Consider the following 12749-nt stretch of genomic DNA (forward strand, 5'->3'; position numbering starts at 1 on the left):
CGGCGCGGTACTTTATTTATGCCGTTACCCTAGATTCATGTCGTTACCTTAGATTTATGCCGTTACCTTGGCCAAAACGCTATCAACTCTGGTTTCAAGGTTTGTTCTAACCTCGGCGGGTATGAGGCAAAGTTGAAACCACTCAGATAAGTATTTCTCCAGCTCATCTCTTTTACTGCTGCTGTCTTTTTGGTTGAGTCCCTCTGACAGCCGGTTGACCTGAAGCTGCATTCGAAGCGCCTGGTCTTCCTGCGGTGAGTCGATCTCGGCAGCAATTTCACATTGAATGCATAGGCTTTTTGCTTGTTCGGCAGTGGCGTATTCACTGTTTATGTCAACAGCTGATATTGCTATTTTCCAGGTGTCAAACAACACCTGCTCAATGTTACTGATTTGCTCGTTTTGAGGGGGTGTTAGCTCTTGTGCAAACAACGCTGCACTATCCAAAGTCGCTCCTGACTGTAGTTTTTCTGCCGCGTCCCTGATTAGCTTTGATTTCTTGTTAAGTCCGAGCCAGGTTGAGTGCTCTTGCGCGACTCTTTGTTTGGCCTGGTTCGAGGCAATGTCGCTGAGAGTCTGCTCAAGTTTTTGACTGAGTCGCTCAAGCTCTTTCTTTGGAAGAGGTGAGACCCCTCTAAAACGCTGGCGAAACTCTGACAGCGTTTTATCGCAGTTCTCATTGATATCTCTAGATGCTTGTTCCGCCTCTGCACAGATCGCCTCGGCTTGTGCAATCGCCTCATTGATTGCCTGCTGCTTGCTTTCGTTTTCCGCATCTCTTCGCTTAAAAATCTCATCGCAGGCTGCGCGGTACTCCTTCCATAGGGCTCTATCATCTTTATGGAGTGTAATGCCTACTTTCTGCCATTCAGACTGAAGGGATTTGGCTTGTTCAATCGCTTCCGAAAGTGGCTCATGGGTAACGAGTGCTTGAGTTTTTTCAACAATGGCTTGTTTCAGCGCTTTATTACGTGAGCGCTCATCATTGAGGTATTGATCCATTTTAGCCAATAGCTCGTTGAATATTTTCTGTACTGCCTTGTTTTCTTTAAATTCAACGGGGTAGCACTCTTTCCACTCGTCCCGTGCGACGCGGTTAATTTTCTCAACGGCTTTCCAGTCGGTATTGTCCCAATCATTTTGAGATATGAAGTCACTCAGCTGTGTGCAAATGGTTTTGCGCTTTTCTATATTGTTTCTTTTGACCGTTCTCTGCTCGTCAAAATAGTCACGGCACGGTGCGTATGCCGTGTCACAAGCTGTTTTAAATCGCTGCCATATTTTCTGATCAGAAGAGCCACCTAACTTTTTCCATTCATCTTGCAACGCTTTAATTTTATCGGCTTTGACTTGGGGGGCGAGGTGTTGCTCAATCAACTTCTCTGCTTGCTCGCATAGTTCGGCTTGTTTGGGGGTTACAGCATATCCGTGCCAGTCTCTAAGTTCATTCAGCTGTTTGCCTAGAAGTTGGAGCCTTCCCGCGTAATTGGATGCTAAACCTTTGTCCAGGCCGTGTATTAGGTGGTTAAGTTCTTTGAAACCTTGGGATGACTGCTTCAAAGCCCGGTTGCCAAGGTGTTGCTCCAGCCGTGTAATTTGCTCTTCAATTTGAGATTTTTGCTGGTCTGAAACCTGGATTGTTTGTTTTTTCTTCTCCGCAATGTTGCCAGCAAATTTTCTTAGTGACTTAAGCTCCCGGGGAGTGGCAAAACCATCCGGCCAGTTAACCTTATCTATAAATGCACGAATTTCGTGGTGGGAGGCTGTCTGACGGTTGGGGGTTGCTTGGTCATCACCGGCTTCTGGGGAAGTAAACTGATCCTTGCCACTCATAAATGCTTGTGCTGATTTAAGGTAGTGCTTTAAGTCCCCCATCAGTTGTTGATATTGCTTCTGCTCCGACTTTTCAACGGTGCTTTCTCTGGTTGCCTCTAACCATCTTGTTTCTTGTGTCTTGATGATCGCGTCAAGTGCTGGAAGTTCGCTTGCTGACTCCACGGGTGTTTGTTTAAACCGCTCGGCCGTTTGCTCAAGTATATTTAATGTTTCATCCCGCTCGTTTTTCTGTTGCAGTGACTGTTGCTTGACTAAAGCTTCTTGCTCCTGATCCTGCTTTAATTGCGCGGCCTTTGCCAGACTTGCTTGTTTGCTGATTTCGAACCGCCGGATCAACGCCTCGTCAGCACCATCGCTTATATCGTTCCAGCTGTCTAAAAGAGAGGTTAGTTTCGCACCGTAGAGCTTTACCGTTTCGCTTTTTGCATGGGCTTCCAGAGACTCGATAACCGACTCTTGCTTTTCTTTAACTTCAGCCTGTTGTTTTTTATGGGCTTTGATCTCTTTTAGCTTTGATTTTGCGAGCTGATAGACTCGTTTATCTTTTGCTTTTGCCTGTTTTTCGATGGATGCTAAATGTGCTTCCTCAACAACCCGCTCAACAGCTGCAAGTCTGAGTTGGCTCAGCTTGGCGCTGACTGCGATGGTTTCAAGGGTAGAGGGGGAAAGCTTGAGGAGTGCGCCCTGGTACTGTTCTGCGTTGTCTGAGTTGATAATAAGCTCAGTTAAAAGCGTTTCATCGGTTATGAGTTCGTAAATTGGAAGTGCATTGGATTTTGCCAACCCTTCCAAGCGGTCTTTTACGGCTGGTTTAATAAGTTCTGATGGCTCTTGGTAGAGGTTTAGCAGCGTGCTGATAGAGTCGATCTTATTGATAGCCGCTCGTCTTACCTGGTTGTCTGAATCATTTCTTGCTAGATCAAGCAGAATATTTTTGTCTTCTTCAGTTGAGGGGTTAAGTGTAGCGATATATTCTTTGCGCGTAATAGCGTTGGAACTTTTCCACTTAGGCTTAAACAGCTTTTTAAGAAATGCAGACATGAGATTATTTTCACCGTTACTATTGTGTTTTATCTTCGCCTTACTGTTGTTAGGCTTAGTTAAACAACAATCTATTTAGTTTTCTGAAAGTTACGACCGTTAACCCGCTTACACTAAATCATAATAAGTTGGTTGCTGATGCTGGCTTTCAGTGTCGAAACAAGCCCCCAATAAAAGTGGGCCGATTAGTTTGGGCCATAGTCTAACTCTGATTGTGGAAATGCGAAATATGTGCGTGAAGATATTTTGGGGGGATTCGTGAGCAAGCCTGGTTCTGAAATTGAAGAAAGCTCATCCCAGGGCGATGATGAGCGGCTGAAAATAAAAAATAGTATTATCAGGGCGCTTGTGAGGCGAGAGCACAGCCGCTATGAATTAAAGAGTAAAATGCGACTTAAGTTATATGACGAAGCTCTGATTGATGCGGTTTTGGATCAGCTTGAGTCTGACGCTTTGGTTAGCGATGAGAGGTTTGCTGAAGCATACTGCTACCATCGAAAGTCTAGAGGGTTTGGCCCGTTGAGAATCTCTTCAGAGCTTAAAGAGCGTCAGATTTCGGAAAAGCTGATTGCCGAGTATGTTGACCTCGCGGAGGATGATTGGTTTTGCTCTGCATTGACCCAGAGAGAGAAAAAGTTTGGTAATGGTAAGGTGCGAGACTTTGCTCAAAAAGCTAAACAAATGAGGTTTTTGCAAAATAAGGGGTTTACCCATGAGCAGATTTCACATGCGATGGAGAGTGTTATCTAGCCAGCTCTTATTAAAGAGTGGGTGGCATATCCTGCAGGGTGTCGGGGAGCATCAGGTCGTCTGTAGGCTCTTCGTTGTACTGTTCACTCGGCGCTTTACTTGCAATAATGCCTTCTTCTACCTGAGGTTGTTTCATCCAGGTTAGAACATCATAGTAGCGTCGAATGTTTTGAACATATACAACCGGCTCTGAGCCTCTTGCATAGCCATGCTTGGTTTGTTTGTACCACTTTTTCTTTTGCAATAGTGGCAGATACTCTTTCACATGCAGCCATTGGTCTGGGTCTTTACCATCTTTTTGGGCCAAAATGCGAGCATCTTCCAAGTGTCCATAACCTACATTATATGATGCAAGCGCCATCCAGGTTCGGTCTGGCTCACCAATTCTTTCAGGAATTCTGTTTTTAATTTTTGCAAAGTATTTGGCCCCGCCTTTGATACTTGCTTTGGGGTCAAGCCTGTTTTTGATGCCAAGCTCTTTAGCAGTCACCCTGGTTAGCATCATCAGGCCTCGCACGCCAGTGGGTGAGGTTGCATTTGGGCGCCAGTGTGATTCCTGATAACCAATGGCAGCGAGTAGACGCCAGTCCAGCTCATGGACATCAGCTTCTGCCTTGAATGTATCTTCATAGCGAGATAAACGTCTATTAATATGGTGAATAAATGTTCTGGCCCCGACATAGTTAAGTTGATTGAGATGGCCGTAATATCGCTCTTTTAGCTGTAACAGGGTTCCGTCCTGTTTTATTTTCTCAAAGAATACTTTGGCTTTTTGATTAAGGGAGTTGTCTTCACTGGCGGGGAAATACCAAACGAAATTAAGCGGATCGCTCAAGCTAAAAGCGGCAGCGGCTTTGGGGTAGTATGCCTGGTGAATCGCTAGATCAGTGGAGTCTACAATGGCGTAGTCTATCGTGCCTTCGCTGACCTCTTTTAACAGGTCTGAGGTTTCAAGCTCTTCTGATTCTTCCCAACTTAGCTCGGGTAAATCCTTTTTGAGCTTTTTTAACAGGTCTATGTGGTGGCTGTCTGCAATAACAACGACCCTTTTACCAACTAGATCCTCTAGTTTTTTAGGTCGGGATGTTCCTAGCCTGTATACGACTTTGGGGGTCACTTCCATATAAGGGGATGAGTACTCAAATCGAGCGTTTCTGTTCTCAGTTGCAGCCAAGCCGCCCACTGCAAAGTGAGCATATCCTTGATCAATTACGGATAGAAGCTCTCCCAAGTTGCTAGCGACTCTTAGCCTTAGCTCAACGCCGAGTTCTTCGGCAAACAGTTTGGTAATTTCGTAATCAAAGCCAGCAGGTCCGTCTTTGTCCTCAAAATAAATTGCAGGAGCGTTTCGGGTTATAACATGGAGCACCTGCTCTTGCTCAATTTTTTCAAGGGTTGTAGGGCGCGAGCAACCTGTAAGGAAGAAAGCAACAAGCATCGAAAATATGAGCGGCATAAAGCCGAGCGTATACACGCCTTTCCCTATTTTTTCAGCCATCATAAACCCACACTCTCTGGTTGCTTTATAGGGCTTATTAAGCTCGTTTTCCACTGCAGGAAAATGTGAGCTAACACTAATAAGCCTTCCTTTTTATAACTGTACATATTTCCAGTTAGCTGATTTAGAGTCAATAGTGCAAGTTTGTAAGTGTGAAAAACTTTGTAAAACTATTTATTGGGATATTCCTGATGCGGCGCTATTTCGATAAAACAATGTTGTTGCTGATGGCCTGTTTCAAGTATTATACGCAACTTTCTTTTCACTCCTTCCAAGAGGCAAAGCCAAGTGATGCTGGAACTGCGAGGCGCACCCGCACTTTCTTCTTTTCGTAACAATAAAATGTTGTCGGCTATCAAGGCGCAGGTACCTGCTATTGATTCTGTATATGCTGAATTTATGCATTTTGTTGATGTTGAAAAAGAGCTTAAAGCGGAAGAACTAAATACTCTCAATCGTATTCTTAAGTATGGGCCCAAGGCTGACATTGAAGCAGCAGATGGACTACTGTTTTTGGTCGTTCCTCGTCCAGGCACTATCTCACCGTGGTCAAGCAAGGCAACCGATATTGCGCACAATTGCGGCCTCGGTAAGATTAAGCGGATAGAAAGAGGTATTGCCTATTATGTTCGTTCATCAAAAAAGCTCGATATGTCTGAGCGCGAAAGCGTCTCATCTTACTTGCATGATCGCATGACTGAAGCCGTATTCTATGAAATGGCAGGAGCGGAGTTGCTATTTAGTGTTGCTGAGCCAAAACCTATGAGCTCGGTTGATATTTTAACGGGTGGCCAGGCAGCTCTTGAAGAGGCGAATAGAAGATTAGGGCTGGCATTAGCGGATGATGAAATAGAATATTTAACCAACGCATTTATTGGCTTGGAAAGAAACCCGACAGATGTAGAGTTGATGATGTTTGCCCAGGCAAACTCCGAGCATTGCCGCCACAAAATATTTAACGCGTCTTGGGATATTGATGGTGAAGCGCAAGATAAATCACTGTTTGCCATGATTAGAAACACTTATGAGGTGAATAGTGAAGGCGTTTTATCGGCTTATAAAGATAATGCGTCAGTAATCGTAGGGTCTAAGGCGGGGCGCTTTTATCCTGACCCGGTCACTAAAGAATATAGTGCACACGAAGAAGATATTCATATCTTAATGAAAGTGGAAACCCATAACCACCCAACAGCAATTTCGCCTTTTTCGGGTGCCTCGACTGGTTCTGGTGGTGAAATTAGAGATGAGGGAGCGACCGGTAAAGGCTCTAAACCAAAAGCCGGTCTTAATGGCTTTACGGTTTCTAATCTTAAAATCCCTGGTTTTGAGCAGCCGTGGGAAAGTGACTATGGCAAGCCTGACCGCATTACGTCAGCTCTGAATATCATGCTCGATGGCCCCATTGGTGGAGCAGCATTCAACAATGAGTTTGGGCGTCCAAATCTGTGCGGCTATTTTAGAACCTTCGAAGAAAAGGTTGTTGGGCCTGAGGGAGAAGAGGTCAAGGGATACCACAAGCCGATTATGATCGCTGGTGGTTTGGGAAATATAAAAGCTAAGCATGTCGAAAAGGGTGAAATTCCTGTTGGAGCGAAGCTAATCGCGCTGGGTGGTCCAGCGATGCTGATCGGTCTTGGTGGTGGGGCTGCCTCATCGATGGATTCAGGCAGTAGTCAGGAGGATCTGGATTTTGCTTCTGTTCAGCGGGAAAACCCTGAGATGGAACGCCGTTGTCAGGAGGTAATAGATAGATGCTGGCAACTTGATGATGGTAACCCTGTTGCGTTTATTCATGATGTGGGTGCTGGTGGGCTTTCAAATGCGTTCCCTGAGTTGGTTAAGGATGGCGAGCGAGGCGGGGTTTTTGATTTAAGAGAAATCCCTTGTGATGAGCCCGGTATGTCGCCTCTGGCAATTTGGTGCAATGAATCTCAAGAGCGCTATGTGCTAGCGGTTGCCCCGGAAAATCTCGATACGTTTGACGAAATCTGCAAAAGGGAGAGATGCCCTTATGCAGTTATTGGTGAGGCGACTGAAGAGATGCATCTTCGATTAAAAGATGACCACTTCAACAATAATCCTGTTGATTTGCCAATGGATATTCTATTTGGCAAGCCTCCTAAAATGCATCGAAGTGTTGAGCGAAAGAACTTTACCAAGTCTGTTTTTGAGTCTACGGAAATCGATATTTCTGAAGCGGCTGAGCGCATATTAAAACTGCCTAGTGTTGCCAGCAAGAGTTTCTTAATCACTATTGGCGATAGATCAATAACCGGGCTCGTGGCCAGGGATCAGATGGTTGGTCCATGGCAGGTTCCCGTCGCAGATGTTGCGGTGACTGCATCTTCATTTGATACATACAGTGGAGAGGCTATGGCAATGGGCGAGAGAACCCCGATTGCAACAATTGATGCGCCGGCGTCAGGGCGGATGGCAATTGGCGAAGTGATTACCAACATCGCATCTGCGAACATAGAAAAACTATCAGATATTCGGCTTTCTGCGAACTGGATGGCAGCGGCAGGTCACCCAGGTGAAGATGAAAACCTATACGATACAGTTAAAGCTGTTGGTATGGAGTTATGCCCTGAGTTGGGTATCACGATACCGGTTGGCAAAGACTCAATGTCGATGAAAACCGTATGGGACGACAATGGTAGCCGTAAAGAGGTGACCTCGCCTCTTTCCTTAATTATCAGTGGTTTTGCTCCAGTGGCTGATATTAGGAAAACCGTCACACCTCAGTTAAAGACCGATGCCGGGCATACCGACTTAATATTAATTGACCTGGCAAACGGACAGAACCGGTTAGGTGGCTCCGCCTTGGCTCAAGTCTATAAAAAAGTCGGAGCAGTCGCCCCAGACCTTGATGATGCAGAAGACCTGAAGGCTTTCTTTGCTGTTATACAAGGGCTTAATAGTGATGAGAAGCTTCTGGCTTACCATGACAGGTCAGATGGTGGTATGTTTGTCACACTGTGTGAGATGGCGTTTGCCGGACATACGGGGATAGATGTAAAACTTGATATGCTGGCAGAGGACAAAACGCACTTTGCGCGTGAGCTGTTCAATGAAGAGTTAGGAGCAGTTATTCAGGTGCGGGCAGAGGATACAGAGTTTGTGCTCCAGCAATTTAATTCAGCCGGTTTGGGTGAGCACACATTGGTTATTGGTTCGTTAAACGAAGATGATCAAATACGCTTCCTTTTCGATGGTGAGACGGTATTAGGTGATTCTCGCTCTTCTTACCAGAGAGTATGGGCAGAGACGAGTTATCGAATGCAGTCTATTAGAGACAACTCTGAATGTGCGCTGGAGGAGTTTGAGCAAATTTCAAACGAGGAAGATCCGGGGCTTAACGCGACATTAACATTTGATTGTGCCGATGATATCGCAGCGCCTTATATTAACTCCGGTGTTAAACCGAAGATTGCAGTGTTGAGAGAGCAGGGGGTCAATGGTCAGGTAGAAATGGGGGCTGCGTTCACTCGGGCAGGCTTTAGCGCTGTTGATGTGCACATGAGCGATATTCTATCTGGTCGCGTTGACTTACAAGACTATAAAGCATTAGTCGCTTGTGGTGGTTTCTCGTATGGTGATGTTTTGGGGGCTGGCGAGGGCTGGGCTAAATCAATACTCTTTAATGCTTTAGCTAGAGACCAGTTTGCAGGCTTTTTTGAGCGAGAAGATACGCTTGCTCTTGGTGTTTGCAATGGTTGCCAGATGCTCTCCAACCTACATGAGCTGATACCGGGGGCTGAGTTGTGGCCCCACTTTGTCAGAAACCGCTCAGAGCAATTTGAGGCTCGTTTGACGATGGTTGAGGTTCAGGATTCCCCGTCAGCATTTTTTGCGGGCATGAATGGGTCTCGACTTCCGATTGCTGTGGCACATGGCGAGGGGCGAGCAGAGTTCGCTTCTTCGGAAAAGCTTTCGGCTCTTAATTCAAGTGGATTAGTTTCATTACGCTATATTGATAATAGTGGCAATGTAACTGAGAAATACCCTGCAAACCCGAATGGCTCTCCTTTAGGTCTCTCTGGCGTGACCAGCGCGACTGGTAGGGTGTCTATAATGATGCCACACCCTGAAAGGGTGTTTCGAACTGTTCAAAATTCTTGGCATCCAAACGAGTGGGGAGAAGATGCTCCATGGATGAGGATGTTTAGAAATGCCAGGAAGTGGTTGAATTAAAATCGCTGTATATGCCTAAAAAACCGCCTCAATCACGAGGCGGTTTTTTTTTGCTATCAGCAGTAATTCTGGTGTGTAATTATTTGTTACAGAATAATTATATATGTAACTTGATGGCGTGAAGTTTTGATTAAAATATAAAGATTGAGGTGTTTTTGGGTTTAATTTTCTCCAAATTTTTCTCTTTTTAGGCTTGATTTTTATAAAGATGCTTTGATTTATGCACATTTTTATATGTTTCAATATATGGGGTGAATAATTGTCCAGTATCTTTTATGTTTGTGGTGTTGACAAATTTAACCACTTGATTATAAATAAGAATATTGTTGAGGTTAAATTCTCGTCAATTTAACAGGGTGTCAGTGTTTACGGGGATTCAGGTCGCTTTTCAAGGTTTTATCCCCAAAGATATCCACAGAATGTGTTGATAACTGTTTTCAATGCTGACTGGCTTATTTGATGTGTAACAAAAGGTCAATGGGTTGAGGTGGCCGACGTGTATAAGATCTGTTTTTATGTCCCTGAGTCTTATCTTGAGATTGTGAAAGAGGCCATGTTTGATGCTGGTGGTGGCCGAATAGGAGCGTATGAAAAGTGTTGCTGGCAGGTGAGCGGGGAGGGCCAGTTTAAACCTATGGCGGGAAGTAGTCCTTTCATAGGTGAGGTTGGTAGTCTGGAGCGCGTTAGCGAATTTAAAGTAGAGATGGTTTGTGAAAAGCAGAGCGTAAAAAGTGTTGTGTTGGCGCTGCGACAGGCTCACCCATATGAAGAGCCCGCTTTCGATGTGGTTGAATGTATTCAGTTGTAACGGCTGGCTTTACGTTATGCTTTTTTCCTTACGATATCTTTTACGTGAACCGGGAAATCATTAAGTTGGTGGTCTGCTATATAATGTTTGAGGGTTTGAAATACGGTTGGGAATGAGATGTGATCCCATGGAATGTCTTCGAGAGCAAAGAGTTTGGTTTCGAGCGTTTCATCTCCGGCACCAAAATGGCCATTAATCAGGCGAGCTCTAAAAAATATGTGTACCTGATCGATTTGAGGTACGTTCATAACTGTGTAAAGACCCTCCAGTTCGACTTTGGCCTCTGCCTCCTCCAGTGTTTCTCTTAATGCTGCTTCTGTTGTTGTTTCTTGATTTTCCATAAATCCGGCAGGTAGAGTCCAGTATCCCAATCTTGGCTCAATGGCTCGTTTGCATAGTAGTATCTTGCCATCAAATACTGGAAGGGTGCCTGCCACAATTTTGGGGTTTTGATAATGGACTATCTCACAATGAGTGCAGATATGGCGTAGCCGATTATCGCCTTTGGGTATCGCTTGCCTTAAATGACTGCCGCACTCGCTACAAAACTTCATAAATATTACCGGGAAAATTAGTTTGATTTAGTATATATCGATTGAAAAGCTGGGTCATGTTTAATGAATGTTTGCCTATAGTTGTTTGCTAGAATTGGCAGAAGCACAGTGCATTACCAATAGGAGAGAGTTTTGTGATTTATGATTTGGGTGATAGAAAGGTTGATTTTGAGGGTGGGGGGCATTTTATTGCGCCTAATGCCACGCTTATAGGTTCTGTGGTGTTGGGTGATCGTGCAAGTGTCTGGTTTAATGTTGTGATACGTGCGGATAATGACTCAATTATAATTGGCTCAAACAGCAATATTCAGGATGGCAGTGTTTTACATACGGATGCCTCTTATAAACTGGTTATTGGCAATGGTGTTACTATAGGGCATAAGGTAATGCTGCATGGGTGCAGTGTAGGTGATTTTAGCTTAATTGGTATTAATTCAGTTGTTCTAAATGGCGCGAAGATTGGTAAGTACTGTTTGATTGGTGCCAATACACTGGTGCCTGAGGGGATGGAGATTCCAGATGGTTCTCTGGTAGTAGGTAGCCCAGGTAAGGTAAGAAGGCAACTCACCGATATAGAAAAAAAGGTTCTTGAAGCTAGCTCTGTGCATTATGTTCAAAATGCCGAGCGTTATAATAAACAGCTGATAAAACGGTAGTGGTCACTGTTGCAATTTTTTGAGGCATAGCAAGTATGGTTAAAGATGAGTCCGTAGTAGTTTCCCCTTGTATTGGTATATGTGCGCTTGATGAAAATGATGTATGTGTTGGGTGTTATAGAACGGGGCTGGAAATATCTCATTGGGGAGGGATGGATGCTAGTGAGAGGAACGAAGTCCTTAGACTCGTAAAAGAAAGAGAGAAATCATCCTACATATAAAGCATTATCTTAAATTTTGATTGGTCTATGCTTATATAGTTTGTTTGCACTGAAACGAAGGAGAATGCAGTGGTCGCAATTGGTACGCCTTTAAGTAAAAGCGCGAAAAAAGTTCTATTTTGTGGGGCTGGCGAGTTAGGCAAAGAGGTCATTATAGAGCTACAGCGCTTTGGTGTTGAAGTGGTTGCGGTTGACCGTTATGAAAATGCGCCTGGTATGCAGGTTGCCCATCGGTCATACGTTATCGATATGCTTTCTCCGAAGGAGCTGCGTGAAGTAATTCTTGAAGAGAAGCCGGATCTTGTTGTTCCTGAAATTGAAGCCATAGCGACTGAAGAGCTAGCAAGGCTCGAGTCTGAAGGCTTTAATATTGTTCCCTCTGCGAAAGCGGTAAACCTCACGATGAATCGTGAGGGGATTCGCCGACTGGCAGCTGAGGAGCTGGGCCTTAAGACTTCTCCGTATATGTTTGCATCTGACTTCGAAGAGTTCACAGCGGCTATAGATGAGGTGGGCGTTCCTTGTGTGGTAAAACCAATAATGAGCTCATCTGGAAAGGGCCAGAGTGTTATTAAGTCCAATGCGGATATACGGTCTGCATGGGATTATGCACAAGAGGGTGGTAGAGCGGGTGCTGGCAAAGTTATTGTTGAAGGGTTTGTAGACTTTGATTATGAGATAACCCTGTTAACCATTCAGCATAGTGGTGGAGTTTCTTATTGCTCGCCCATAGGTCATGTTCAAGTGGATGGAGATTATAGAGAGTCGTGGCAACCACAGGTTATGAATGAGGTGGCGCTGGAAAAGTCGAAGGTAATCGCTTCAACAGTGACTGCTAGTTTGGGTGGTTATGGTGTGTTTGGCGTTGAGTTGTTCATTTCTGGCGAAGATGTCTATTTCAGTGAAGTTTCGCCGCGGCCTCACGATACAGGGCTGGTAACGTTGATATCACAAGACTTGTCAGAGTTTGCTCTGCATGCTCGCGCCATTCTAGGTTTGCCCATACCGGTAATCAGGCAATATGGCCCATCAGCTTCATCGGTTATCTTGGTTGATGGAAGTTCAGGTTCTCCGGTGTTTAATAATATTGAGGGGGCTCTGGTCGAACAAGATACGCAGCTAAGACTTTTTGGTAAGCCTGGCTTGGATGGTCGGCGGCGGATGGGGGTGGCGCTGGCAAAGGGAGATAGC

The 12749-nt window shown here is 44.9% G+C and carries 9 protein-coding genes (1 of these 9 only partly in view); 6 read left to right on the top strand and 3 right to left on the bottom strand.

Annotated features, from left to right (window positions below; all coding sequences use genetic code 11):
- Positions 1–54: 54 nt before the first annotated feature.
- Complete coding sequence (locus MY523_RS04995; protein WP_250657708.1) at positions 55–2877, bottom strand: DUF349 domain-containing protein; 2823 nt, start codon at positions 2875–2877, stop codon at positions 55–57.
- 258 nt (positions 2878–3135) lie between these two features.
- On the opposite strand from MY523_RS04995, the gene MY523_RS05000 reads away from it, so the two are divergent.
- Positions 3136–3627 (top strand): regulatory protein RecX, encoded by a 492-nt coding sequence (locus tag MY523_RS05000; RefSeq protein ID WP_250657709.1) that lies wholly within the window; start codon positions 3136–3138, stop codon positions 3625–3627.
- A gap of 10 nt (positions 3628–3637) precedes the next feature.
- Here the strand turns inward: MY523_RS05000 and mltF are convergent, their stop codons facing one another.
- Complete coding sequence (gene mltF / locus MY523_RS05005; RefSeq protein WP_250657710.1) at positions 3638–5128, bottom strand: membrane-bound lytic murein transglycosylase MltF; 1491 nt, start codon at positions 5126–5128, stop codon at positions 3638–3640.
- Between the two features lie 288 nt (positions 5129–5416).
- Here mltF and purL point away from each other — a divergent pair, with 288 nt between their 5' ends.
- Both purL and MY523_RS05015 read left to right on the top strand, forming a co-directional pair.
- Positions 5417–9319 carry a phosphoribosylformylglycinamidine synthase gene (gene purL, locus MY523_RS05010; RefSeq protein WP_250658776.1) on the top strand — a complete coding sequence of 1301 codons (3903 nt, stop codon included), beginning with the start codon at positions 5417–5419 and terminating at the stop codon, positions 9317–9319.
- A gap of 496 nt (positions 9320–9815) precedes the next feature.
- Positions 9816–10127, top strand: coding sequence for a YqfO family protein (locus MY523_RS05015; RefSeq protein ID WP_250657711.1), 312 nt, complete (start codon positions 9816–9818; stop codon positions 10125–10127).
- Positions 10128–10141: 14 nt separating this feature from the next.
- Here the strand turns inward: MY523_RS05015 and MY523_RS05020 are convergent, their stop codons facing one another.
- Positions 10142–10681: an NUDIX hydrolase gene (locus MY523_RS05020; RefSeq protein WP_250657712.1), complete on the bottom strand. Its 540-nt coding sequence runs from the start codon at positions 10679–10681 to the stop codon at positions 10142–10144.
- A 134-nt stretch (positions 10682–10815) separates the two neighbouring features.
- Between MY523_RS05020 and MY523_RS05025 the strand changes: the two genes are divergently transcribed.
- The 3 genes from MY523_RS05025 to purT form a co-directional block, all read left to right on the top strand.
- Entirely contained in the window at positions 10816–11337 is a 522-nt protein-coding gene (locus MY523_RS05025) for a gamma carbonic anhydrase family protein (RefSeq protein WP_250657713.1), read from the top strand.
- A 35-nt stretch (positions 11338–11372) separates the two neighbouring features.
- Positions 11373–11558, top strand: a complete 186-nt coding sequence (locus MY523_RS05030) for a DUF1289 domain-containing protein (RefSeq protein WP_250657714.1) — start codon at positions 11373–11375, stop codon at positions 11556–11558.
- A 69-nt stretch (positions 11559–11627) separates the two neighbouring features.
- Positions 11628–12749, top strand: partial view of a formate-dependent phosphoribosylglycinamide formyltransferase gene (purT, locus tag MY523_RS05035; protein WP_250657715.1) — the 5' portion only. Its footprint extends 60 nt past the window's final position; 1122 of the gene's 1182 nt are visible here — the first part of the coding sequence; its start codon is at positions 11628–11630; its stop codon lies beyond the right edge, outside the window.

The sequence above is a fragment of the Alkalimarinus coralli genome (assembly GCF_023650515.1).
Classification (GTDB): Bacteria; Pseudomonadota; Gammaproteobacteria; order Pseudomonadales; family Oleiphilaceae; genus Alkalimarinus; species Alkalimarinus coralli.